This is a genomic window from Bacillus sp. FJAT-44742 (assembly GCF_002797315.1).
Taxonomy (GTDB): Bacteria; Bacillota; Bacilli; order Bacillales; family Marinococcaceae; genus Thalassorhabdus; species Thalassorhabdus alkalitolerans.
The window spans coordinates 77,206-103,073 of record NZ_KZ454936.1; the positions used below are offsets into that span (position 1 = coordinate 77,206).

Sequence of the window (25,868 nt, forward strand, 5' to 3'; positions counted from 1 at the left end):
TAACAAAAAAAGGGCCCCGGCAACGGGTCCCTTTTTTAATTAAAGCTGGTTCATGGAAGGGCCGGTTTCAGTCTGTCCTTCGCTTTGGCTGTCAGCTTCCTGTACAGTATCCTGAACCATTTTTGTAATCGGGCAAAAACGAGTAATCCCTTCTCCTACCTTCATAGCTCCCATCATGGCAGCTAACAAATACATTGAACTGGACGAACGCTTTGTTAATTTAGCTGTTGCCCAAGCCAGTATTGTTAATCCGCAAGTGATTCTGCATAATGCATTCAAAATTCCTATGTTGGATTTCATGACAAAGACCTTCCTTTCTATATGGGAACATGATAAGATGAGGGCACACTTTCGTAAGGTAATGGACGAAAATGTGGTATAATGCTACCATACATTCCCATAAAACTAATTTGATATTTTACACAATTGAAAGCAGGTGGTGGACATGGCAGCACAGCTTTTTCGATGGACGAAACCAATGCTGCGTGAGCAGCTTTCTGTTATAAGAGAAGAGAAACCTCCCACAAAGGTTTTGAAAAATGCTACGTATTTAAGCAGTCCTCGTAAGGATTGGTTAAAGGGGAACATTTGGATTTATGATGACCGGATTGTTTATGTGGGGAAAGATTTTCCCGCTAATACAAAGAACACCGAAATTGTAGACTGTACTGATAAATACATAGTACCAGGCTATATAGAACCCCACGCTCACCCGTTTCAATTATATAATCCCCATACCCTTGCTGAGTATGCATCTAAACGGGGAACGACGACCCTTATTAACGACAACATGTTTTTCTTTTTGAATATTGAAAAAAAGAAAGCGCTTACTTTGATAGAGGAGCTTGACCAGCTGCCAACGAGCATGTTCTGGTGGTGCAGATACGATGCACAGACTGAAATGGAGGAAGAAGATTCCTTATTTTCACCTTCTAACATGAAGGCATGGCTGGATCATCCTCTTGTCCTGCAGGGAGGGGAACTCACAGGGTGGCCGAAAGTGATGAACGGTGATGATACGATATTACATTGGATGCAGTACACAAAGGAGCTCAATAAGCCTATTGAAGGGCATCTTCCGGGAGCTTCTGAGAGGACATTAACACAGTTGTCTGTTCTTGGAGTAAATAGCGACCATGAAGCAATGACGGGAGAAGAGGTTCTTCGCAGGCTGGATCTGGGACTGATTACTTCATTGCGTTACTCGTCCATCCGCCCTGATTTGCCAAAGATCTTGGAGGATCTTAAGGAGAGTGAAGTAAAAGATTACAGTCGTTTTTTGTTCACCACTGATGGATCTACCCCGGCGTTTTACAAAAACGGGGTTATTGATAATATGATTGCGATTGCAATTGAAAAAGGTGTACCTGTAATTGATGCGTATGAAATGGCTTCTTACAATGTCGCCAGGCACTACTCCATAGACGACCAAATTGGGATGATTGCGCCTGGAAGAATAGCTCACTTGAATATTTTGGATGATATGGAAAATCCCCTGCCGAGCTCAGTTTTAGCAAAAGGCAAGTGGGTCCTTTACGAGGGAGAGTGCAGATATCCAGATAAACATTTCTCCTGGGAGGAGCATGGAGTGTATCCATTTTTAGTGGACTGGACACTAACAGAGGAAGACTTGACTTTCTCCATGCCCATGGGCCTTGAACTGGTGAACTCAGTGATTTTGAAGCCTTATCAGGTTACTGTGGATGCCACGCAAGATGTCCTTTCTTCAGAACATGATGAAAGTTATTTTATTATGATTGACCGTCATGGAAAGTGGAGAATTAACACGGTAATCAAAGGGTTTGCAACAAATGTTCAGGGGTTTGCTACCACTTATTCCAATACTGGAGATGTAGTTCTTATAGGGAAAAGCAAAAAAGATATGCTCCGTGCCTTTAAAGAGCTTAAAACTCATAATGGCGGCATGTTTCTGGTTGAAAATGATGAGGTAGTTATGAGTATGCCTTTGACCCTGTTTGGCGCTATGTCACTGGAATGTATGGAAAATGTCATGGAGCAGCATGAGCAGTTGGAACAAGCATTAAAGGAACGAGGATACCCTCATGACGATCCTATTTACAGTGTTCTCTTCTTTTCTTCCACACATTTGCCATATATCCGGGTCACTCAAAAAGGAATCTACGATGTTCATAAGAAAAGTGTACTCTTTCCTTCGATTATGCGTTAAACTGTAAAAGTAAGTTTGAAACTCGGAAAAGGTTGGAACGAGATGACAAAGTGGATCATCATTTTTATTAGTGTCACGTTCCTTGGAGCGGCGATCGTATTGTGGGCTGGATTAACAGGAAGCAATAGTGAAGACCCTTATGATCCTTTTTCCAGCAGCAAAGAAGCTCGTTCCCAAGAAAAGGGTGACGACAGTGTTATTTACCCTTTAACCGGGGAACAAGCAGATTCTCACATTGTTAACCGTCCTCTTGCAGTTATCATTAATAACCATCCGGAAGCGCGGCCTCAGTCCGGACTGCAACATGCGGATGTTGTATACGAAGTGTTAAGTGAAGGTGCGGTCACTAGGTTTGTTGCTATTTATCAAAGCCAGCAGCCAGTTAGAATAGGTCCGGTACGCAGTGCTCGCGGATACCACATTGACCTTGCTAACGGTTTTGATGCATTCTTTGTTACTCATGGCTGGAGCCCGGAGGCAGAAAGGATGCTCGAAAACAACGCAGCTCCCTATCTAAGCGGACTTCATCATGACGGAACGCTGTTTCAAAGATCAGCGGATCGGTCTGCGCCGCATAATTCTTATATTTCTTATGGCGATGCACTAGCCGGGCTTACGAGTAAGGGTTATGAAACAGAGTACGAGGTTAGGCCCCTTCCATTTGCTGAGGAAGAAATAATGGAGCAGGCTGCTGAGGCTTCCAAAGCTGAAATCAATTACTTGAACCAATATGATGTTACCTATACTTATGACCAGCAATCAGGGTTATATTTACGGGCAACGGATAATGAGAAAGATATCGACTTTGAGACACAGGAGCCTATTACCATATCTAACATTCTTATTTTGGAAGCCTTTCATAAAGAAGTGGACGAACAAGGAAGAAGAAGTATAGAGCTGTCAACTGGAGGAAAGGGAATCCTACTTCAAAAGGGACAAGCTTATGATGTGGAATGGAAAAATATAGACGGGCGTCTTTTGCCTGGGAAAAATGGCAAGACAGTTCCGCTTGTACCGGGAAATACCTGGATTAACATTGTTCCTTCATCTCCAGGAGTAGATCACGCAGTAGAACTAAGCCCATAAGACAGAAAGATTACATGAGAATCAGGATGAAAGAGGTGTCCTTCATTGCAAATTGATAAGTTAAGGGGAAAAGAGCTCGACCAACTGTTTAACGCCATTTTATCCCTTCGTGATCTCGAAGAATGTTACCAGTTTTTTGACGATCTTTGCACTGTAAATGAAATTCAATCTCTTGCCCAGCGTTTGGAAGTAGCACGTATGCTTCAGCAAGGATATACGTATCATAAAATTGAAACAGAAACCGGAGCTAGTACAGCAACGATTTCCCGGGTGAAACGCTGTTTGAATTATGGAAACGACAGCTATCAAATGACCTTGGATCGTGTAAAGGAACAGGAAGAAAAAGTAGAGTAAGGAATTGGGCATGCCTCTGACAGGGCATGTCTTTTTTTTTTGAACTTGGAAGACAAGAGAAATTATAGGAGAAAACCTTACAAAGATATTACTGGAATAGAGGCCTCCACCTATAATGTAGACAGTATGAGCAGGGAGATGATTTACATTGCCACATTCAACTGCACAAGAGAAGTCCATGAAGAAAACCATTGCTCAAATTTATAATAAGGTTAACCAGGATATGTACGGGTTGGGAGTTAGAAAGCAAAAAATTGAGGTTTTAGAGGATAAAATTATTATTTTTGGCTTGCACAAGAGAGTACAGGCTTTGCATGCGATCGGACAGAAGCATCCAGAGCTTACTTTATCAGTTGATTACACTCTGATTCAAGAATTTAAAGAACGCTTAAAAAAGGAAGTTGAGAGCCAATTACATCTAAAAGTAAAAACAATCCTTAAAGATTTTGACCCTGACAGTGAAGAAGCAGTGGCTGTCATTTACTTAACGGAAAAACAATAAAAAGGGTGTAAACATTTCTTACGTAAAATCACACAACCAACAAACTTTTTTTTACAATAAAGGTAACATAAGTAGATAAGCGCGATTACATATAGGGAAACGAGCTGTTGTAACGGTTTGTTTTCTTATCCACAGATTGATCGGGAGCTTCCTCTCTGCTTGCCGGAGAGGTGAAGAAACCGGGGGAATGACGATAGCGTATTTGGCTATGCATTTCTCCGGTTTTTTTGTCCAAAAAACAACATCTACTGGTGAGGAGGATATAAGAAATGGAAGGAAAGGCAATCCATTACCCCTTATTTAAGAAACAAGACATTGATGCTTTCTTTGCATTATTTCAAAATAACCTGGCTAACTTTGTCATCATTGCAGTCACACTTTTAGGGATGGGATTTCCAGCAAGCATTGTTTTTGGTCAAGTGATTCCTGGAGCTGCTGTTGCCGTGTTAGCAGGAAATTTATATTATGCACATTCGGCAAAAAGGCTGGCACATAAAGAAGGCAGGACCGATGTTACAGCTCTTTCTTATGGAATTAGCACGCCCGTGATGTTCGTTTTTTTATTTGGGGTCACTCTGCCGGCTTTCACCCTAACCAATGATCCGGAATTGGCTTGGAGAATAGCAGTGGCGGCTGCTTTTATAAGCGGGTTGATTGAGTGTCTTGTGAGCTTCACTGGAAAATGGGTTAGAAAAAACATACCAAGACCGGCGATGCTTGGAGCTCTGGCAGGGGTAGCTCTTACCTTTGTGGCTGGCGAAATGCTTTTTGCCACCCTTGAAATGCCTATGATAGGAATACTTGTACTTGGAATTATTCTTATAGGATTCATTGGAAAAGTATCAATGCCTTTTAATATTCCTTCTTCCTTGTTCGCTATTGTCATTGGGACATTTTTAGCTTTTCTTCTTGGCCAGCACAGTGCAGGAAATATTACCGAAGGCCTTAGCAACGTGGGGTTTTACCCCCTTCTTCCTACCTTAGCTGCGTTTGATGGTATGGTTTACCTTTTTACTGGATTGGTTGGGTTATTAGCAGTTCTTGTCCCGATTACGATTTATAACGCAATAGAGACCATGAATAATGTAGAGGCCATGGCAGTAGAGGGCGATGAGTATGATGTGCGTGAATGCCAGGCGGTTGATGGAGCAGGAACAATGATTGGTGCCTTGTTTGGAGGGATCTTTCCAACAACCGTTTATATAGCATCTGTGGGCTCAAAATGGATGGGAGCTGGGCGTGGATACAGCATCTTAAATGGGATCGTTTATGCCGCAGCAGCCATGTTTGGTCTAATTGCTGCGATGGCTGAGATCATCCCCGTGGCTGTTATCGCTCCAATCCTAGTATTCGTAGGCATTTCCATGGTATCAACAGCGTTTCAGAATAACCATACAAAATATTACCCAGCTGTGGCTATTGCCATGCTCCCTTATTTTGCAAATTATATAATGACTAACTTTCAAGGTGATGCAGGCGATGTTGTGCAGGAGCTTTCTGCTGGAATTATTCCTTTAGGTGAAGGAGCAATGTTCACCGGAATCGTTTTAGGGGCAGTGACAGCTTTTATAACCGACAAGCATTTTGGAAAAGCAGCAATTTTTTCTTTAATAGGTGCTTTGTTATCCTTTTTAGGATTTATGCATGCATCTGAACTGCAGGTGGCTGCTGCACCTGATTTTATGGCAGGTTACCTGCTCCTGGCAGGGCTTTTTAGTTTCTACTACCTTCGGCAGGAAAAAGCAGTACAGCGAGAAACATTAGATACCCTGCCATCAGAGAAAACCAAGATAAGTTAACAGCCGCTTAAAGAGCGAAAAAGGAGGAACTTGCATGAAAAGCACTTTAATAAAGAATGCAGAAATTATTACGATGAATGAATCCATGGACATTATTTATGGTGATTTGTTCATAGAAGGAAAGCAAATAAAAAAGATTGGGGAGGACTTAACAGAAGTAACAAGGCCGGATACGAAAGTTATAGATGCCCAAGGGAAAACCATTCTTCCCGGTTTTGTTCAGACCCACATTCACTTATGCCAAACCTTGTTTCGCGGTCAAGCTGATGATATGGAACTGATGGATTGGCTGCAAAACAAGCTGTGGCCTCTAGAAGCAGCACATGACAGTGAATCACTTTATTATTCTGCCATGCTGGGACTAGGAGAATTAATTCAGGGGGGCACAACAACAGTCGTGGATATGGAAACTGTAAACCACACTGAAGCTGCATTTCAAGCTATGGCAAAGTCGGGAATCAGGGCCTTATCCGGAAAAGTGATGATGGACTTAGGAGATAAATTGCCGCCTCAGCTATTAGAGAACACGAAGCATTCAGTTGAACAAAGTGTACAGCTGCTTGAAAAATGGCATGGTCATGATGGGGGACGTCTACAATATGCTTTTTGTCCGCGCTTTGTCGTCTCCTGTACAGAGGATTTGCTCACTGAGGTAAGAGACTTATCACACTTTTATAATGTTCTTGTTCATACTCACGCCTCGGAAAACAAGGACGAAATCAGAATTGTGGAAGAACAGCGCGGGATGAGAAATGTAGAGTACCTTGACCATATTGGATTAGCAAATGAACGCTTGGTTCTGGCTCATTGCATATGGCTGAATGAAAGAGAAAAGCAGATTATCAAGGAAAGAAAAGTAAAGGTCACTCACTGCCCTGGTTCGAACTTAAAACTGGCATCTGGCGTAGCGGATGTATATGGCATGACAGAAGAAGGAATTCAGGTCAGCCTAGGAGGAGACGGAGCTCCTTGTAATAACACCCTCAACATGTTTCAGGAGATGAAGCTTGCCGCTCTTCTCCCCAAACCTTACCACGGGCCGACAGCGATGCCAGCAGAGAAAGTATTGAAAATGGCCACTATTGGCGGGGCGAAAGCAGTGGGTTTGGAAGATGAAATTGGAAGCTTAGAAGAAGGAAAGAAAGCAGATCTCTTTATGGTTAACCTAAAGAAGTTTCATTCTTATCCTTCAGAGACGGTTGATCCTATCTCCAGGATTGTATATTCTGCTAGTGCCCAAGATGTGGAAATGACAATGATTAACGGTGACATCGTCATGGAGGAGCGAAAGCTTATACACATTGATGAAGAAGAAGTGTTATCAAAATCAAATGAGTCAATAAAACGATTGCTTGCAAAAATGCCCAGTCTTGCCTAGAAGAGCATAGGGAGCAAAAGAAGAGGTCAGGACACGTCAGGACACGTAAAGGAGGAGCAAAGGATGGATACAATTTACGAGATTTTGGAAGAAATTGATTCCTCTTCTCAAAGAGCAATGCTTGCAACCATTGTTCATGTTGAAGGGTCAGCATATCGAAAAGAAGGAACATCGATGCTTGTCAAGAGAGACGGAGCTCAAATTGGTGTTTTGAGTGCGGGGTGTCTTGAAGAGGACATCCTTGCTCGCAAAGACAGTGTTCTGGCTCGAGGGTCCACAAAGATTGTCTATGACATGAGAAACAGTGATGAAATTTCATGGGGGGAAGGCTCTGGCTGTAATGGAAAGATTGAAGTTCTTCTAGAACCCCTCGATGATATTTTTTTACAACAGCTGAAAATGTTACGGTCCCAGTTGGCTAAGGGAAAAGAAGTGCTCATGGGAAAAAAGATAGATGTTGAGGAACAACGGGCAGAATGCTTCTTTTTAACTGAGGATAACGATGTATTTGGAGATTGGGAAATTGGAGACCATATGGATTCTATCAAGGAACTGAGGAACAAAGCAGCAAAAGAAGGGCTTACATGCGGAAAGCAGCTGAGCTTGGATCCGTTGATTGAAGTTTATTTTCATTATTTTCAGCCTAAACCAAAACTATTTATTTTTGGTGCAGGGCCTGATGCTGTTCCACTGGCATCCTTTGCAGACCAATCGGGCTTTACGGTTACTGTAGCTGATTGGAGGCCGGCTTTATGTACAAAAGAAAGGTTTCCAGAGGCAGTCAACCTTATGACTGGGTTTCCTGAAGAGCTTATGCAACAGATGACCTTAACTCCCAAAGATAGTGTGATTCTTATGACGCATAATTTTCATAAAGATAAGGAAATTTTATCTCACGTGAAAGATAAGCCGCTGCGTTATTTAGGGGTGCTTGGATCCCAATCAAGAACTTCCCGTTTGCTTGAGAAAAAGGATGTTCCCTCTTTTATTCACAGCCCTATAGGGCTTGATATAGGCGCAGAAGGGCCGGAGCAAATTGCTCTCAGTGTTGTGGCTGAGCTAGTAAAAGTTGTTAAGAAAAGGCCAGTGCCTGAGAAGGTTTCTACCTAATGAAACGCAAGGTCATAGGTATTTTGCTTGCGGGTGGCAAAAGCCGCCGAATGGGTGAAAATAAGCTGGCTCTTTTCTTAGGTCAGTTATCGATAGGCAGTCTCGCCTTAAAAACAGCGTTAGATTCTAGCCTGGATCATATTTTAGTTGTTACAGATGAAAAGGACCAGCTGGAATGGGTAGACCCTCTGCTTTTTTCCCCTTTTTACCGAAGTCGATGGAGTCAGGTAAAAGCAAAACAGACTGACTTGGGGCAGGCGTATTCCTTACGAGCAGGACTTAACAAGGCAAAAAGAGAGGAAGTGCATGGAGCAGTCGTATTACTTGGAGACCAGCCCTTTCTATCTTTATCGCTTTTAGAAGAAGTGATCATTCAAAGCAGAGAGGCGGTGGGAAGCGCTAATCAATATGCAGCTGCATGCTTTAAGAATAGAATTCAGCCTCCGATCTTTTTATCTAGAGATCTTTTTCCAAAGCTGATGAAGCTTCAAGGAGATCAAGGCGCACGGGCTGTCTTGCGTCATGATCCCTTAATTAAAGGAGTGGTGATAGAAAATGACAAATGGGAAAATTTTTATGATATTGATACCAAGGAAGAGTACCAATGGATAAAAGAAGTGAAGAGCCATTAACAGAACATCAAACAGACCCTTTTTACACAATCGTCTGGACCCCTGTAAAGGTGGCAGAAGCGTGGGAAAAAAAGATCCAATATAAGGAAGATGCATTATTTATAGCGGGAGGAACCTTTATTCAGCTTCAAAGAGAGAAGGGTACTCCACTGCCAAAGCATGTGATCAGTTTAGAACAAATAAAAGAAATGAAAGGAATTACAAAGGAAGAAAGTGAAGAAGGCACATTTTTAAAAATAGGAGCTTTGACCTCTTTAGCTGGATTCCTTCGTGATGATGACCTTAAGGAGCATTACCCTTTCTTGATCGAAGCCGTAAAGAATGTTGCTGCTCCAGCTGTGCGCAACCGCGGCACCATTGGGGGGAATATCTCATATGGAAAAGGAGATATTATACCTGCATTACTCGTATTACAGGCTAAAGTGACATATTTTAGTGAGGCGGAATATATTACCGAACCAATTGAGGAGTACATGGAAGCTTTATATGATAAGGCTCAAGACCCAACTTCTCGTCTTTTACTAAGTATTAGTCTTCCTTTTGAGGAGGTCCAGAACAAACCATTTAGATTCTATAAAAAAGTAGGACGCCGAGAGGCATTTACTGCTTCCATGCTCACTGTGGCTTGTTCTGGAGAGCTTGATTCAAAGGGCGGCACTGGGACCCTAAAGAATATTCGACTTGCCTGTGGCGGAGGGGACCACCATCCTGAAAGGCTGACTGGCTGTGAACAAATGCTCGAAGGTACTGTCTATCACCCGTTACTCATGAAAGATCTCTATGATGGCGTGATGGAAGAATTCAGCCCAATGTCAGACCCTTTTTCATCGGCATCTTATAAGAAGAAAGTAGCGGCAAATATTATGGTTTCAGAGTTTCACAGACTGATTGAGCAAAAAAGAAAGGAGAAATAGTATGGAGCCGGCAAACGAACCACATATCAGTCGAAACAAAGTGCGGCCTGACGGAGTTTCAAAAATAACGGGAGACCTGAAATACTTGAGTGACCTCACATTTCCAAATATGCTTTTTGGAAAAATACTAAGGAGTGAGCACCCTCACGCAGCAATCCTATCTATTTCCACTGAAAAAGCTGAGAGAGTGCCCGGTGTAAAAGCGGTAGCTACGTATAAAGATGTTCCTGGACTAAATGGATACGGAATTGTCCAGCCGGACCAGCCAGTATTTTGTCAGGACCGGGTAAGGTACGTAGGAGACGCCGTGGCGGCTGTGGCTGCGGAGACAGAAGAAGCAGCAGCCTATGCCATGAATCTGATAGAGATAGAATATGAAGAGTTGGACGTTATTGATGATCCCAAAAAAGCCTTAAATAGAGATGCCCCTAAGCTTCATCCAGACGGAAATCTCCTTCATAGCGCTGGGTATTCAAAGGGGGCGGTAATGGACAGCTTTGGACAATGCACTCAAGTAGTAGAAGAGACGTATCAGCTCCCCCGACAGCTCCATGGTTACATGGAAACGGAGGGGGGAGTTATTTTTCCTGAAGCAGATGGAGGAATTACAGTATATATTGGGACTCAGCACGGCTTTAAAGATCGTTTTCAATTATCAAGAATTCTTGCTCTTCCCGAAGAAAAGATCAGGGTCGTATCAAGTCCAATGGGCGGATCTTTTGGCGGGAAAGACGAGTTGAATATCCAGCCTTACGCTGCAATATTAGCGCTCCTTACAAAGCAGCCTGTAAAAATTCACCAAACAAGAAAGGAATCATTTATCTCTAGTATTAAGAGGCATCCGATGAGAATTACAATGAAGACAGGGGCCAATGAAGAAGGCAAAATTCTTGCACACAATGTGGACATTGTTGCCGATACTGGAGCTTATTCTACCCTTGGTCCTGCGATATTAGATTTTGCTGTCGAGCATGCGGTGGGACCTTACATTATTCCAAACGTTGAAGTAAATGGCATTTCGGTGTTTACAAACAATGGAGTGGCAGGTGAGTTTAGAGGCTTTGGGGGCAATCAGGTAACGTTTGCACTGGAAGGTCAAGTTGAACGTTTAGCAGAGAAACTGAACATTGACCCGGTAGAGTTTCGAAAAGCTAATATCAGAGGAGAGAAGGACTTAGGACCTTTAGGTCAAAGAATAGCTCCTACAGGGGGAGCAGCTTATGTATTAGAAGAGATTAAGAAGGTGGCAGACAAAAGAGTCTCAAAGCCAAAGGCGATCAAGGAACCCTGGAAGAAAAAAGGAACAGGTATTGCTATTACAATGCATGGCGGAGGCCTGGGGTACGGCCGTCTTGACCCTGCTGGAGGAAGGCTTTCCTTACGTGAAGATGGGAAAATCGAAATTTCTTTTGGTTTTGAAGAAGTGGGACAAGGGATTTTGTCTGTTATTGATACGATTATTACAGAGGAACTAGGCTGCTCATCAGAAGATATAGACATTGTTATTGGAGACACCAATACGGTTCCAGCCTCGGGCTCTACCACGGCTTCAAGAGGAACCAGCATGGTCTGGCATGCTGTTCAGAGGTTGAAAGGTACTTTTATAAAAGACGTACTGAAGCGGGCGGAAAAGGTGACAACTATTCCTAAGAATCAACTGAGCCTGGGAAAAGGCGGAGTTTATGTAACGAAGGAGGATTCAAAAAAACTGCTGATGACCTATAAAGATATTATGCAACAGGGTAACGGTAAACCTGTCGTGGTAAACACAAATTTTGATTTTCCGACTACACCAGATGAAATAGATTCAGGTCATTTTTTATATACCTTTAGCGGTGTATTTGCCGAAGTGGAAGTGGATCTATTATCTGGAAAGGTAAAAGTTACCCATCTTGACCAGGCTGTATCAGCAGGACCTGTTGTAAGTCATTTGGGATACAAGGGGCAAATAGAAGGCGGAAGCGTGATGGCACTTGGCTACACATTGTTTGAAGAGGCTTTAATGGTTGACAGCAAATATGTAACCGACAATCTTGATTCTTATATGATGCCAAGTATTAGTGATGTTCCTTTTGACATGGAAGTAAAGGCGGTAGAAATACTGACTGAGGGAGATATATATGGGCCCAGGGGAGTAGGGGAAATCGGAACAGTAGCAGTATCACCAGCTGTTACAGCTGCGATTAAGAATGCCGTTGGATGCTGGGTATCTAAGCTGCCAGTGTCATCAGAGGAATTGCTGCAAGCTGTTTCCAATGAGAAGGGGGTCCTGTCATGGATAAAAAATTAGCAATGCAAGATCCGCCAGCAGAACAACAGATGGTAAACATCTTTCTAACAATTAATAACAAGCCTGTATATCTTACAGTTCCGCCTGCCTATAGACTCATTGATATGTTAAGGAAGGAATTAAACTTTACTGGCACCAAAATTTCTTGCAGCATCGGCCGCTGCGGAGCGTGTTCGGTCATTCTGAACGGGGAGCTTGTAAATGCTTGTCTCGTACTTGCTTACCAAGTCAATGGAGGTACTATTACAACTATAGAAGGGGTAGGAGAAGAAGGAGAGCTGGATCCAGTTCAAGAAGCCTTTTTAAATGAAGGAGGGTTTCAATGCGGGTATTGCACCCCGGGTATGATCATGGCGGTGAAAGCATTACTCAAAGAAATTGATGTACCTTCAGAAGCAGACATTAAAGAAGCATTATCAGGAAACATTTGCCGCTGTACAGGGTATGCCGGAATTATACGTGCTGTTTACAGGGCTGTTGAAAACACCCGGAAGAAAGGAGAGTGACCTGGATCACTCTCCTTTCTTTTTCTTTTCTTATCTAGAACCCCTTAGGCAGGTTGTCTTGGCAATGATTGTTGTAATATAAAAGAGATTTATTTACTAGATTATGGTAGCATTTGATGGGGATGATCTCTTCAACGAACGAATGAAAATACATTAAGTTATACGATTAGTTATACTGAGAAACGTTTATTTGGCGGTGTTTTATGGAAAAATCCCCTATTGTTCAAGAATATTCTTTTGATAATCAAGCTCAAGTAGTAGACTTGATTCTTCAAATTCAACAAAAAGAATACAATGTACCAATAACAAAGCATGACCAGCCTGATTTGTTTATTATAGAAGAATATTATCAGTCGGGAAAAGGGAACTTTTGGGTAGCTCTTTACAATGAGGTTGTAGTTGGGACCATTAGTCTTTTAGATATAGGAAATAATGAAGCTGCTTTAAGAAAAATGTTTGTAAATAAAGATTACCGTGGAGAAAAATATAAAACGGCAAGCTTGTTATTAAATACAGCAATAAAATGGGCTAAAGAACATAAAATCAAAGCAGTCTATCTTGGAACTACACCTCAATTTTTGGCTGCTCACAAGTTTTATGAAAAAAATGGATTTATAAGCATTCTTCTAGGTGATTTACCAAAGGGTTTTCCAGTGTTACAAGTAGATAAAAAATTTTATAAGTATGAGCTTGAATAATTTAGAAGACAACATGCTCTACAAATAATGGGTGCATTAGCTGAAATGAGTGTAGCTGCTCGCATTTTGGGGTGATTTTTTACCCCTCTCGCAAGTATCGGAACGTCAAAACCAAGTAAGGGTCAGGCTGTATTTTCATATAACAATGTTTTATTACATTTTGTTGTTGGTTTGCGTTAAAAGACGCTCGTTTGCACATGGAAGGGGTATGGAGTGAAGCATCACTTGTTTGTTGATCATCGCTCATGTATTGGCGAAAGCGTCTAGTGGATTAACAATCAAATTACTTATAAATATAAATATTTGCTTTTACAGAGCCTGCTGAAAAAAAGGTCTCATCAAAAGTTAGACTTTTGTGAGACTCTTTTCTTTTTATTCTCCTAGAAAAGCAAAGTAAGCAATAAAGACAAAGAATAAAACATACATGATTGGATGAACCTCTTTTGATCTTCCCTTTAGCACCATGGTTATAGGATAAAAGATAAAACCAAGAGCAATTCCGTTTGCAATGCTGTACGTTAAAGGCATGGCTACTACAGTCAAGAAAGCAGGAACAGCAATCTCAAGCTTTTTCCAGTCGATCAACCCAAGAGAAGCAGCCATGAGCACTCCTACCACAATCAGCGCTGCAGCGGTCACTTGATCGGTGACAACAGCTAATAGAGGAGAAAAAAACATAGAGACCAAGAATAAAAGGGCCGTGATGACAGAAGCAAACCCTGTTCTTCCTCCAGCAGCTACCCCGCTCGAAGATTCAATATAAGCGGTCGTTGTGGAAGTTCCTAATAACGCTCCAATAGAGGTAGCAGAGGAATCGGAAAGCAGAGCCTTCCCTGCACGCGGAAGTTTATTATTCTTCACAAATCCCGCCTGATTTGCGACTGCATAAAGGGTGCCGGCAGTGTCGAAGAAGTCAACAAAGAGAAAGGTCAACACCACAATAAGCAGCTGCACCATTAAGGCGGTCGTCCATTCCACTTGAAATAAACTTGTAACGGCGACTCCAAAGGTAGGGGCAAGGCTTGGTATGGCACCGACAATTTGTGAAGGCATATCAATTAACCCGACAATAATACCAGCGACAGACGTAAGAACCATTCCATAAAAGATCCCGCCCCTAAATCCTCGAACCATTAAAATAACAGTAACCACCAGACCGAAGGCCGCGAGAAGAGTGGTTGCCTGGCTCATATCTCCCAGTGTTACGGCTGTGGCTTCATCAGGAACAACAATTCCGGCATTTTTCAGTCCAATAAATGCGATAAAGAGTCCAATACCGGAGGCCGCTGCATATTTCAGTTCTGCAGGAATGGCATTGATAATGGCTTCCCTTATCCCAAACAGGGTAATAATGATGAAAATAATCCCCGATACCAAAACTCCAAACAAAGCAAGCTGCCATTCAATTCCCATTCCAAGCACGACTGTATAAGCAAAAAATGCGTTTAATCCCATTCCAGGTGCAAGAGCTATCGGATAGTTAGCAACCAGCCCCATAATGAGAGTTCCTACCGCGGCGGCTAAGGCTGTAGCGGTAAAAACCGCCCCTTCATCCATACCAGCATCCGCCAATATCAATGGATTAACAAACAAAATGTAAGCCATCGCTAAAAAGGTTGTAAGTCCGGCTAAGGATTCCTGGCGAAAATTTGTCTGGTGCTTATCAAATTGAAAATATCGCTTCATAAGTAACCTCCTGTTTTTATGGTGGATCATTTTTTTATAGGAAAGAGCTGACTGTTTATCATTGATTCAATTTTTTGTAGGAAGCGATTTTTTCAAAGAGGAAATACAGAAAACACCCAATTGGCTTTGAGTGTTTTCTAAAGGTGCGAATGTGTTCAGCTTCCTCTGTACACTTGATACCCCCACGGAGAGACCAGCAAGGGAACATGATAGTGAGAGGAAGGATCAGAGATACCAAAACGAACGGATACTTTGTCTAAGAAGCGAGGGTCATCGTCCTGTACTTCTTTGTTTCGGAAGTAATCGCCAATATGAAACAGCAGTTCATATTCTCCTGCTTTCATTTCTTCTTCTGATAGAAGAGGTTCGGGTAGCCTTCCGTCCTCATTAGTCACTGCTGATGACAGCAGGGTTAAATGGTTGTTGTTAACCTGGCTAAGGTGAATTTCTACGTTATGAGCGGGTGTGCCATGAGTTAAATCCAGGATATGGGTGGTAAGTGAGCTCATGACTTTTCTCCCTCCTTACTTATAAGTGTCAGTAGTTACAGCTTTTTTAGATGAAGTGTTCAGATCGTCCTTTGTAACGCAAAACCGCTGGAACCCATAGGGAAGGCGAGGTTCTGTATACACTCTTCCTTCTGAATCTGGAATATCTTCGACAACCAAATCCCACGTGCGATTTTGAGATTCAAAGGTAACTTCTTTGAGCTGTGGAAAGCGTTCAAGGACCCTGCAGCCTATAAGGTAAATCAGGTATTGTATGGAAGGCGATTCAATGTCATCGAACACAGTGCTAGCGAAATCTTTAATCTGCTCGGCTGCAACGTAATTCAATGGGTTCCCTCCTAATGAATCTTGTTGGTTCTCGTATGTCCAGCCGATGTTTAAGTAAATAAAGAGAGGACGATTGCTGTCTTCAGGAAGAGTGGTGTACTCGTCTCTGATAAAACCGACAAAGGAGTTCCCTTTCACCTTTACTAGCTGAAGGTCAGTAATTTCACTTGAATGGCCGGCCAATTCAACCTTTTCTTCTATTCTTTCTAGCGAAACTGTGGAGCGTGCTTGTTCATTGCGAGATCTCTTAAAGACAAGGTCACTAGAAACGGATTTTCCGCTTTTGAGGCTCGCAGCAGATTCAAATGGAACTTCTTCTCCACTTAATGTAATGGTGTCCACATGAGGGTATTTTTCAAGAAAACGGCGAGCAGTGTAATCGAGAAAACCTTCCAGGGTAGAACCTTCGTAATCAGCTAAATGTCTTTGGATGAAGTTTTTCATAGAGTCTGTGGCAACAACCAGACTGTTATCACCTTCTTCAAAGGACGAAAGGAACGCTTTTCCTCCTATTTCAATGGAAGCATTTACTCCAAACACGGTATTGCTTTTTCCTTCAAAGGTTGATTCAGGAATCTGCTTTAGTCCAGTGAGGGGTTGCATAAAAGTTCGGTAAGCAAATACGTCTCCTTTTCCATAAGTCATCAATCTGGATTCTGAAGTCATATGCTCATCTCCTTTGTAAGTTTCCGTCAAACGGAAAAAAGCTATTTTGTATATTTCAGTTAAAGCTTTCTCGTATTCTTCTGTTTGGCTGTTCGTCACCCTTTCTTGCAGAGAATCATAAATATCTCTTTTTGTTTTTCCTTTTACCGCAAAGATAAAGGGGAAGTTAAATTTCTTTTCATAGTCCATATTTAAGTTGTAAAATTCTTCAGACTCTTTAAAGGATAAGTCTTGCAGGCCAGCTCCTTGTTGTTCTTTAGTGGAGGTGGTGCTCATCTTCTTTTTGTCTCCTAGCTTTGGATGAGCGCGAATTAAATCCAACTTATCCTCTTTGTCTGCCTCTTTAACGACCTCAACCATTCCTTGGTGAAGATCCTCTATTGAAGAATAGGGCCTTCCTTCAGCCGCCTTGCGGGCAATCCAGGGAGAATGCTCAAAGACCTCACCAAGCTCTTTAGTAAACTCTTCTACGGTAAGTTTGTTCAACTGTCCAATGGTAATCATAAAAATGCTCCTTTCTTGCATGATGTAATTACGCGCTCATTTTTGGTTGTTCCACAGGCACCTCCACTTTTCCAGACTTTGCTTTACCTCCTTGTACTTGCCTGCAAATGTCGTGTTAACTTTAGTAACATGATATAGGAGGGAGAGGGGGATGTCATTATGTAAGTTAACTGAAGTTACTTAAAAGATTGTATACATACTACAAATTGGACAGGAAAAAGCACATACAATGTTACTTTTCCTTACGTATTATTCCTTCAAAGGTTCAAAGAAGTTTGTATTCTTAAAGCCAGTCTTAATCGCAGGGAGGTATCGGGATCTTTTAAACTTTTTCCTAAAAGCTCCTCGCACTTTTCCAATCTGTAAATAACTGTATTTCGGTGGATGTACAAACGTTTGGCAGTTTCAGAGATTTGACAGTGTGTCTCCAGATAGACAGATAGAGTGTGTAAAAGTCCCTGATCCTTATATTCTGGTTCAGAAAGCTTCTGAAGAGTGTAATCATAAAACTTTCTCAAATCGTCTGTTGGGATCATTCTAAGGAGCTCTGTTATATCTTTTGTTTGGTAGGTTTGGATGAAATTTGCCTTTCCGGACAGCTGGCCGGTTTGCAGAGCATCAGCTGCTTCATCATAGGCCTCTTTCACTTCGATAAACTGATGAGAAATATTGCTCACTCCAAATGAAAGAGTACGCTGGAACTGTTTTTGGACACCCTGTTGGATGGTTTGAAGGGTAGATAAAGCCGATGCACTGGTCTCCTGAGAGTAATCATTCACTTCAAGGAGGATGACGCAGGTGTTTCCTTTAATAAAAAAATGAGTTTGAAAAGAAAAAGCTGCAAGTTCTCCTTCCAAGTATTCATAGGCTGTATCTGTTTCCATTTGATACTGGGTGAAACTAATTGCTTTTTCATCACGATCCAATTTTCCTACAATACAAATATATTTCTTTGCATTTTGAAGGTGAAATTCTTTTGAACGGTTGATGATCTCCTCTTTGGAAGAAAACACACCTTCCACGAAGTTGCTGAAAAACTCATTCCTCGCCCTTTGTTCATATTGCTTTAATGCATTTTCCTTCATTAGCTCAAAGGAAATAACATTGGCCGCCTGCTCAATTGTTAAAGCCATTCCTTGATTGTTGAGAAGCTCCTCGCCGAGAATAAGAAGGTATCCGCATTTCCTTGCATGTGTATAAACTGGGAACACTGATACCATCTCAGTGTGGTGCTCCTCTGAAATCATAGAAAAGCAGGAAAAAGAATTCGCGGGAAGTAAAAAATCAAAGTTCTGTATATACATAGTTTTAATAGTTTCTATAAGAGTAGAAGGCTCATGAGACGAACTAATAAGCTTTGAATGCTGATCTAATAGAATAATAGGCTGTTTAATAATAGAGGACACTCTTCCAAGCAGGCTTTTTAAATCCTTTCCCCCCATAATGTGTGCAGTAAATTGGTGTTGGGCTTCAATAGCATCGTTCAGTTCTGTTGTGCGGTAATTCAAAATAGTACTCAGGATTTGATTGACAATGCTTCCTAAGCTGACATCAATGGGGAGGTCAATGATAGGAAATGAGAGCTCATCAGCTAAGGAGAGCACCTCTTTAGGGATCTCATGGAGAAATCTTTGTGTTTTAATCCCCAGCCCCGCACATTCGCAGCTTGCCATATGCCTGATTAAGTCCAGTAATCGAGAAGGTTCATCTTTAAAGTGGTAGGCGGTGGTAACCAGTAAATCTCCGTTTTTTAAATAATCATTAATGTCGGGAGCGTCCATCATATTAACGTGGCAAACCTCCCGGTGATTTCCGCTTTGGCCTGCTAGCATTTGTGCTTCTCTAAACAAAGGCAGGTCCATAACACCCTTTATATCCATCTTTATCCCTTCTTTCATGTGAGTAAAGGTTACGTTTGTAAAATTGCTTTTGGTTATTTTGTATAAATAAAATCGAAAAAACTGCTATTTTTGCCGATGAATATTTTTTATATTAGCAGTAAAATGAAATACATACAAAGGTGTTGTAAAGAAAGTTAACATAAAAAAGGAGAGATTTTATGAAGGTGTACTCAAGGACCTCGTTTCCTCTTCCAGTCGAGCAGTTGAACGCAATGGTCGAGTGGCTCTCTGGTTTTACTGAAAACAAAGGCAGTGGAGTCACCAGATTGTTATATTCCGAAGAGTGGTTAGAAGCACAGGAAGCATTAAAAAGAAAAATGGAAGAAGGCGGCCTTGACACTTATTATGATGATACAGGAAACTTATTCGGCAGGCTTGAAGGCACGAAAGATGCTGATTCGACCGTATTAACAGGGTCTCATATAGATTCGGTTGTCAATGGAGGAAAGTACGACGGCGCATACGGCATCATTGCCAGTTTCCTTGCTGTGGAATACCTTTACAGAAAATACGGCCGTCCTTCAAAAACAATCGAGGTAGTGTCTCTTTGTGAAGAAGAGGGCAGCCGTTTTCCTCTTACTTTCTGGGGGTCTGGAAACATTACGGGAATTTATAAGGACAAGGACATAACGCATATAGCTGACAAATCAGGTGTTTCTTTAAAGGAAGCCATGAACAAGGCAGGGTTTGGGAGAGGAATTCACCGCTTGCCTTACAGAGAAAATATAGAAGCTTTCATTGAGCTTCATATCGAGCAAGGCAGTGTTCTCGAAAAAAGCGGTAATTCTCTTGGAGTAGTGACTCATATTGTCGGTCAACGCCGCTATACTGTTTCAATAAAAGGGAAAAGCAATCATGCGGGGACCACTCCAATGCAGGATCGTCATGATGCGATGACCACTGCAGCGGAACTGATTACGTATATTACGGCCAAAGTCCAGAAAACTGATCCTCATTTGGTGGCTACGGTCGGTAAACTTGACGCTACTCCCAATGTTCCAAATGTCATTGCGGGAGAAGTGTCGTTCACCCTGGATATTCGCCATTATGATGAGGGAATGTTAGGAAAAGTCTGTGCAGAAATATTTCACCATTTTGAGGTCGTTTCTCAGGAAAAGAAGGTCAACATATCTTTTTCCCAATGGACAGACGTGAAGCCAGTGGAAATGGATGCTTCCTTACAAGAAAAGGCCATCGGAGTTTCAACAAGGCAACAGCTGTCATTTCAAAAGATGCTTAGTGGAGCAGGGCACGATGCTCAGCTGTTTGGTACTCATTGCCCCACATCTTTAATTTTTGTTCCAAGCGTAAATGGGGTCAGCCACTCTCCTGAAGAATACACAAAGGCAGAGGATTTAACACAAGGAGTCCAGATGTTGACTGAGTTATTATACGAGATGGCATATGATAATGGAGGCGAAGAAAAATGACATATTCTGAACTGCAAACGCCACAGCGTACAATCATGACCCCCGGGCCTGTGGAAGTGGACCCCCGGGTGTTACGAGCGATGAGTACTCCTATTCTAGGCCAGTTTGATCCTGCATTTACCTCTATTATGAACAAGACAATGGACATGCTAAGAGAGGTGTTTCAAACCACAAACAAGTGGGCTTTTCCTGTTGACGGGACTTCCCGCTCAGGGATTGAGGCAGTGCTTGCGAGTGTGATTAAACCGGGAGACAAAGTATTTATCCCGGTATTTGGAAGGTTTGGTCACCTTCTTATGGAAATTTGTGAACGATACGGGGGAGAAATTTCGACCATAGAGTGTGAATGGGGAAACGTCTTTGATCCCCAGGTGGTTATTCAGGAAATGAAAAATGTTCAGCCGGATATTGTGGCAATGGTACATGGTGAAACATCCACTGGATGCATGCAGCCTTTAAAAGAAATCGGGAGAGCCTGTCGAGAACAAGATATACTGTTTGTTGTAGATGCGGTTGCGACCATTGGCGGCACTGAGGTAAAGGTAGATGAATGGTGCATTGATGCAGCTGTTGGCGGGACCCAGAAGTGTTTGTCTGTGCCATCGGGCATGGCCCCGGTAACATATAATGAAAGAATTGAAAAAGTAGTCCTGGCTAGAAAGAAAGTTGAAAAGGGAATTGCAACTCCCTTAGATGAACAAAACCAGTCTGATGGGCCTCGGATTACAAGTAATTATTTTGATTTAAGTCAGCTTCAGGACTATTGGAGTCCGCGCAGGCTGAACCATCATACAGAAGCAACTTCCATGCTTTATGCTCTTCATGAAGGGCTCCGCCTGGTTTTAGAAGAAGGTCTGGAAAACCGGTTTAATCGTCATCTTACTCATGAACAAGCGTTAGGAGCAGGTGTGAAGGCCATGGGGCTCTCATTGTTTGTGGAAGAAGAATGGAAGCTTCCAATGGTAACATGCATAAAAATCCCGGAAGGAATTGATGGAGATTCTGTACGAACCATGCTATTGGAGCAATTTGGCGTGGAAATAGCCACTTCTTTTGGTCCTCTTCATGGTAAGATTTGGCGTATTGGAACAATGGGATACAGCTGCCGGAAAGAAAACGTTCTCCTTGTGCTTGCTGCGCTTGAAGCTGTTTTGCTTTACCACGGGGCAGAAGTAAAACCAGGAAAAGCACTTCAGGCAGCCCTGGCCTATTATACGAAAGAAAGAAATGAAATCTCCCTTTCCATGTAAGAAAGAAAATTCTATCGCGAAAGGAGAGAAAAAAGATGTATGATTATCATCTTGTCATTAAAAACGGAAAAGTGGTTACTCCAAACGGGGTGAAAGACTACGAGATTGGAATCAAGGATGGCCTGATATCTGCTCTGGAACAGGAAGTGAAAGGAAGTACAGAGCAGATTTGGAATGCACAAGGACAATACATTTTCCCTGGTGCCATTGATGTTCATGTGCACTTTAACGAACCGGGAAGAGAGAACTGGGAAGGCTTTTCCACTGGCTCTGCCATGCTTGCGGCAGGCGGCGTGACCACATTTTTTGACATGCCTTTGAATGGCATCCCCTCTACGGTGACAAAGGAAGCGATTGAGGAAAAAAAGAGCATAGCTGGTTCAAAGTCCCTTGTAGATTTTGGGTTGTGGGGCGGGCTGGTTCCTGGAAATGAAGAAGAATTATCAGCTCTTTCAGAGAGCGGAGTAGTCGGGTTCAAAGCGTTTATGTCTCCAAGCGGTAATGAAGAATTTGAACGAGCAGATGATGATACTCTCTTAAAAGGTATGAGAAGAATTGCACAGCTTGGGAAGGTTTTAGCTCTTCATGCTGAAAGCACACCAATTGTAGAATTACTGCAGAAAGAAAAAGAATTCCAAGGGCTGAGTGACGCAGATGCGTATGCTTCTTCTCGTCCGATTGAAGCTGAAGTTGAAGCAGTGCAGCGGGCCATTTCATTTGCCAGGATAACCGGCTGTCCCCTGCACTTTGTCCATATCAGCAGTGCAGCGGCTGTCGAGGAGATCCAGAAAGCAAAGCAGGAGGGATTAGATATTACCTTGGAAACCTGCCCGCACTATCTGCTGTTTACACATGAGGACCTCGCTCAAAAAGGAGCAATGGCCAAATGCGCACCGCCTCTTAGAAAGAAACATGAGCAAGAGAGACTGGTTGAAGCGCTGGTGAAAGGACATATAGATATGGTTTCTTCTGACCATTCACCTTGTACCCCTGATTTAAAAGACCAGGATAATATGTTTACAGCCTGGGGCGGCATTAATGGAGGGCAGTTTACTTTGCTTTCAATGATTGAGCTTGCTCTTACATATGATCTGCCTTTTCACGAGGTAGCCCAGTGGACAGCTTCGGCACCTGCAAGGAGATTTGGTCTAGAGAAAGTAAAAGGGGAACTGAAGGTTGGCTTGCAGGCAGATCTGGCAGTTGTTCATACCAGTGGTGCATTTACAGCAGTCAAGGACAATATGTATGACAAGCACAAATTCAGTGTGTACGAAGGACGGACCTTTCCTTGCAGTGTTGAGGCAGTGTTTTCAAGCGGAGAAATGGTATATGAAAAAAACAAGGGTCTGATTTCGACCAGGCCTGGTGGTAAGTGGCTCAAGCCAGCTGAAAATGATCTATCCTTGGCAGCAGGTATTAAAAAGAGAGGGTGAGTGTATGAATAGCGACGTTCTTTATCAGCCTTACGTTTCAAAAAGAAATCCAGTCTTCGCAAAAAAGGGGATGGTGGCTACCTCTCATCCTCTAGCAGCAGAAGCAGGAAAAGAAATGTTAATGAAGGGAGGAAGTGCGGTAGATGCGGCGATTGCTACAGCTGTAGCTTTAACCGTAGTAGAACCTACATCCAATAGCATGGGCGGTGATTCCTTTGCGTTAGTGTGGATAGATGGAAGGCTCCACGGCTTAAATGCCAGTGGAAAATCCCCTGGAAAAATGTCCATAGAGGCGGTAAAGGAAGCCGGGTATAAGGAGATACCTGAACATGGGTTGATTCCGGTCACTGTGCCTGGTGTTCCAGGTTCATGGGCCGAGCTTTCGGAAAAGTTTGGTCGGCTGCCGTTTAAGGAAGTATTGGCTCCTGCCATTTCCTTGGCAGAAGAAGGGTTTCCCGTTTCTCCGGTAGTTTCAAAGTATTGGAAAAGGTCTTATGAGTTATTTAAAGAGGTATTAACAGGGGAAGAGTTTTCAAATTGGTTTGATACGTTTTCACTATCTGGAAAATGTCCGGAAGCAGGTGAGATATGGAAAGCGCCAGATCATGCGGAAACCTTGCGAAAGATTGGGGACTCGAATGGGGATGCATTTTACAAAGGGGAACTTGCAGACCAGATAGACAGCTATTCCAGAAAGCACGGCGGCTTTATTAGAAAAGAAGACCTTGAGGATTTTACGCCGGAGTGGGTAGAGCCTATTTCTATCTCTTATAAAGGGTTTGATGTATGGGAAATTCCTCCTAACGGTCAGGGATTAAATACACTTCTTGCTTTAAATATTCTAGAAGATATGAACCTTTCTCAAAAAGAAACAGTCGATACATATCACTTATTAATTGAAGCTATGAAACTAGGATTTGCAGATGGTCTTCATTATATTACCGACCCACGAGAAATGTCTGTAAGGGTAAAAGATTTGCTTTCTAAAGAATATGCGAAGGATAGGAGAAAGAAAATAAGTGATAAGGCAATGATACCTGAAGCGGGGGAGCCTCCAAAAGGAGGAACAGTGTATATAGCCGCAGCTGATAATGAAGGAAACATGGTTTCTTTTATTCAAAGCAGTTATATGGACTTTGGTTCAGGTATTGTAGTGCCTGGTACAGGGATTAACCTGCAAAATAGAGGGCATGGGTTCAGTATGCATAAAGGACACGTGAATGCTCTATCGCCGAGAAAGAAAACATACCACACGATTATCCCTGGTTTCTTAACAAAAGAGAATCAGCCAGTGGGACCTTTTGGAGTAATGGGGGCATTCATGCAGCCGCAAGGTCATCTGCAGGTTCTTACCAGTACGATCAACTTTCATTTAAATCCTCAAGCAGCATTAGATGCACCGAGATGGCGATGGCTTGAAGAGAAGACGATAGAGGTCGAACCCCACTTTCCGGACCATATTGCTCAGTCTCTTGAGCGAAAAGGTCACCAGATTAAAAAAGCAGTAGATGAAACCGGATTTGGGCGAGGACAGGTTATTTGGAGGGATTCAGCAACAGGAGTACTTATAGGAGGGACAGATTCCCGGGCAGATGGTCATATTGCTGTTTGGTAAACAATTGGCACACTAGACAACTGGTGTGCTTTTCTGCATTTTTGGGAATGAAAGAGCCTGGGGATTAGAAATTGGAAGAAGGGCAAGAAGGTGTAAGGGAGGGAAGGGAGAAGTAATTATAGGGCTAGCTATTATGTATGGCTGATCATAACCAAAGAGCAGCAAAAGGAGGAGCAAGTATGAGATTGGCAACAATTCTACATAACGGCGAGGAACAGGCAGCAGTCATGACAGAGAATGGGCCTATCCTTATGAAAGATGTAAGTGAGTTGAGCGGTGGAAAATGGGAGACGGATTTGTTTTCGATTATCCAGAAAGGGCAGCTGGATGAAATAAGATATTGGTTTAAAGAAAACAGCGAGAAGCTGCAAGGGAAAGAAGTCTCAGCGGAAAACTATACGTTCAAGCCTTTATACCGTCATCCAAGCAAAATCTGGGGGATTGGATTAAATTACGTAGACCATGCTGCGGATTTAAGTGAAAAAGCACCTAGTACAGAGCCGGCCAGCTTTATGAAGCCTGACACTACAATCATTGGACCCCGTGATACGATTAACATACCAAGACAATCGTCTCGAACCACAGCGGAAGCGGAGCTGGGAGTTATTATTGGTAAAGAATGCAAAGATGTTTCTGAAGAAGAAGCGCCTGCATACATAGCAGGTTTTACTACAATCATAGATATGACCGCTGAAGATATCCTTGAAAAAAACCCACGGTATTTAACCAGGTCAAAGAGCTTTGACACTTTCTTCAGCTTTGGACCTTTTCTCGTTACTCCTGACGAGGTAGAAGAGGTAAACGGTTTAAAAGTAGCGACCATCATTAATGGAGAGGTGCACCGTGAGAATGTCGTTTCGAATATGACTTTTACTCCCTGGAACCTGGTATCTTTTCATTCTCAAGTGATGACGTTGAAGCCTGGAGACATTATTTCAACAGGAACTCCTGGTGCTGTTCGTATTAAGGAGGGAGACATAGTAGAGTGTCATATTGAAGGGTTTGAGCCCTTGGTAAATCCGGTAAAGGATGTAAAGAAGTAGGATTGTATAAAGATTGTAATTAGAAAGAGAAGCCTTTTGTTATGAGG

22 protein-coding genes are annotated in these 25,868 nt (G+C 42.5%); 17 read left to right on the forward strand and 5 right to left on the reverse strand.

The window, feature by feature from the left end:
* Positions 1-39 precede the first annotated feature (39 nt).
* Positions 40-300, reverse strand: a complete 261-nt coding sequence (locus CEF17_RS00380; protein WP_100397810.1) for a YgaP family membrane protein — start codon at positions 298-300, stop codon at positions 40-42.
* 145 nt (positions 301-445) lie between these two features.
* On the opposite strand from CEF17_RS00380, the gene CEF17_RS00385 reads away from it, so the two are divergent.
* The 12 genes from CEF17_RS00385 to CEF17_RS00440 all read left to right on the forward strand — a co-directional run bounded on the left by CEF17_RS00385 (position 446) and on the right by CEF17_RS00440 (position 13,457).
* Positions 446-2,188 carry an adenine deaminase C-terminal domain-containing protein gene (locus CEF17_RS00385; RefSeq protein ID WP_100397811.1) on the forward strand — a complete coding sequence of 581 codons (1,743 nt, stop codon included), beginning with the start codon at positions 446-448 and terminating at the stop codon, positions 2,186-2,188.
* Positions 2,189-2,230: 42 nt separating this feature from the next.
* Positions 2,231-3,274, forward strand: a complete 1,044-nt coding sequence (locus CEF17_RS00390; protein WP_100397812.1) for a DUF3048 domain-containing protein — start codon at positions 2,231-2,233, stop codon at positions 3,272-3,274.
* A 45-nt stretch (positions 3,275-3,319) separates the two neighbouring features.
* A complete protein-coding gene (locus tag CEF17_RS00395) occupies positions 3,320-3,628 on the forward strand; it encodes a YerC/YecD family TrpR-related protein (RefSeq protein ID WP_054635947.1) in 309 nt (102 codons plus the stop codon).
* Between the two features lie 148 nt (positions 3,629-3,776).
* Complete coding sequence (locus CEF17_RS00400) at positions 3,777-4,130, forward strand: Na-translocating system protein MpsC family protein (RefSeq protein WP_100397813.1); 354 nt, start codon at positions 3,777-3,779, stop codon at positions 4,128-4,130.
* A 269-nt stretch (positions 4,131-4,399) separates the two neighbouring features.
* Positions 4,400-5,929, forward strand: coding sequence for a SulP family inorganic anion transporter (locus CEF17_RS00405; RefSeq protein WP_100397814.1), 1,530 nt, complete (start codon positions 4,400-4,402; stop codon positions 5,927-5,929).
* Between the two features lie 34 nt (positions 5,930-5,963).
* A complete protein-coding gene (locus CEF17_RS00410; RefSeq protein ID WP_100397815.1) occupies positions 5,964-7,307 on the forward strand; it encodes a 5'-deoxyadenosine deaminase in 1,344 nt (447 codons plus the stop codon).
* A 63-nt stretch (positions 7,308-7,370) separates the two neighbouring features.
* A complete protein-coding gene (locus CEF17_RS00415; protein ID WP_100397816.1) occupies positions 7,371-8,417 on the forward strand; it encodes an XdhC family protein in 1,047 nt (348 codons plus the stop codon).
* Positions 8,417-9,049 carry a nucleotidyltransferase family protein gene (locus CEF17_RS00420; protein ID WP_100397817.1) on the forward strand — a complete coding sequence of 211 codons (633 nt, stop codon included), beginning with the start codon at positions 8,417-8,419 and terminating at the stop codon, positions 9,047-9,049. The genes CEF17_RS00415 and CEF17_RS00420 overlap by 1 nt, the downstream gene beginning before the upstream one ends.
* On the forward strand, positions 9,022-9,963 hold the full coding sequence (locus tag CEF17_RS00425; RefSeq protein ID WP_100397818.1) for an FAD binding domain-containing protein: 942 nt from the start codon (positions 9,022-9,024) through the stop codon (positions 9,961-9,963). Before CEF17_RS00420 ends, CEF17_RS00425 begins: the two co-directional genes overlap by 28 nt.
* 1 nt (position 9,964) lies before the next feature.
* Complete coding sequence (gene pucD / locus CEF17_RS00430; protein WP_100397819.1) at positions 9,965-12,253, forward strand: xanthine dehydrogenase subunit D; 2,289 nt, start codon at positions 9,965-9,967, stop codon at positions 12,251-12,253.
* On the forward strand, positions 12,238-12,759 hold the full coding sequence (locus tag CEF17_RS00435; protein WP_232725371.1) for a (2Fe-2S)-binding protein: 522 nt from the start codon (positions 12,238-12,240) through the stop codon (positions 12,757-12,759). Before pucD ends, CEF17_RS00435 begins: the two co-directional genes overlap by 16 nt.
* A 203-nt stretch (positions 12,760-12,962) precedes the next feature.
* Complete coding sequence (locus tag CEF17_RS00440) at positions 12,963-13,457, forward strand: GNAT family N-acetyltransferase (RefSeq protein WP_100397821.1); 495 nt, start codon at positions 12,963-12,965, stop codon at positions 13,455-13,457.
* A gap of 372 nt (positions 13,458-13,829) precedes the next feature.
* Here CEF17_RS00440 and CEF17_RS00445 read toward each other — a convergent pair whose 3' ends face one another.
* From CEF17_RS00445 to CEF17_RS00460, 4 genes are all read right to left on the reverse strand, one after another.
* Positions 13,830-15,143 (reverse strand): NCS2 family permease, encoded by a 1,314-nt coding sequence (locus CEF17_RS00445; RefSeq protein WP_100397822.1) that lies wholly within the window; start codon positions 15,141-15,143, stop codon positions 13,830-13,832.
* Positions 15,144-15,298: 155 nt separating this feature from the next.
* Positions 15,299-15,652, reverse strand: a complete 354-nt coding sequence (gene uraH, locus CEF17_RS00450; protein WP_100397823.1) for a hydroxyisourate hydrolase — start codon at positions 15,650-15,652, stop codon at positions 15,299-15,301.
* Positions 15,653-15,667: 15 nt separating this feature from the next.
* Positions 15,668-17,149 carry a factor-independent urate hydroxylase gene (pucL, locus tag CEF17_RS00455; protein WP_100397824.1) on the reverse strand — a complete coding sequence of 494 codons (1,482 nt, stop codon included), beginning with the start codon at positions 17,147-17,149 and terminating at the stop codon, positions 15,668-15,670.
* 257 nt (positions 17,150-17,406) lie between these two features.
* Entirely contained in the window at positions 17,407-19,029 is a 1,623-nt protein-coding gene (locus CEF17_RS00460) for a PucR family transcriptional regulator (RefSeq protein ID WP_100397825.1), read from the reverse strand.
* Between the two features lie 179 nt (positions 19,030-19,208).
* Here CEF17_RS00460 and allC point away from each other — a divergent pair, with 179 nt between their 5' ends.
* The 5 genes from allC to CEF17_RS00485 all read left to right on the forward strand — a co-directional run bounded on the left by allC (position 19,209) and on the right by CEF17_RS00485 (position 25,821).
* The gene (gene allC, locus CEF17_RS00465) at positions 19,209-20,480 is read left to right on the forward strand and encodes an allantoate deiminase (RefSeq protein WP_100397826.1); all 1,272 of its coding nucleotides are present in this window, start codon (positions 19,209-19,211) and stop codon (positions 20,478-20,480) included.
* The gene (locus CEF17_RS00470; protein WP_100397827.1) at positions 20,477-21,730 is read left to right on the forward strand and encodes a pyridoxal-phosphate-dependent aminotransferase family protein; all 1,254 of its coding nucleotides are present in this window, start codon (positions 20,477-20,479) and stop codon (positions 21,728-21,730) included. Before allC ends, CEF17_RS00470 begins: the two co-directional genes overlap by 4 nt.
* A 35-nt stretch (positions 21,731-21,765) precedes the next feature.
* Positions 21,766-23,163 carry an allantoinase gene (locus tag CEF17_RS00475; RefSeq protein ID WP_100397828.1) on the forward strand — a complete coding sequence of 466 codons (1,398 nt, stop codon included), beginning with the start codon at positions 21,766-21,768 and terminating at the stop codon, positions 23,161-23,163.
* Between the two features lie 4 nt (positions 23,164-23,167).
* Positions 23,168-24,778, forward strand: a complete 1,611-nt coding sequence (locus tag CEF17_RS00480) for a gamma-glutamyltransferase family protein (RefSeq protein WP_100397829.1) — start codon at positions 23,168-23,170, stop codon at positions 24,776-24,778.
* Positions 24,779-24,957: 179 nt separating this feature from the next.
* Positions 24,958-25,821, forward strand: a complete 864-nt coding sequence (locus CEF17_RS00485) for a fumarylacetoacetate hydrolase family protein (RefSeq protein ID WP_100397830.1) — start codon at positions 24,958-24,960, stop codon at positions 25,819-25,821.
* Positions 25,822-25,868: the final 47 nt, after the last annotated feature.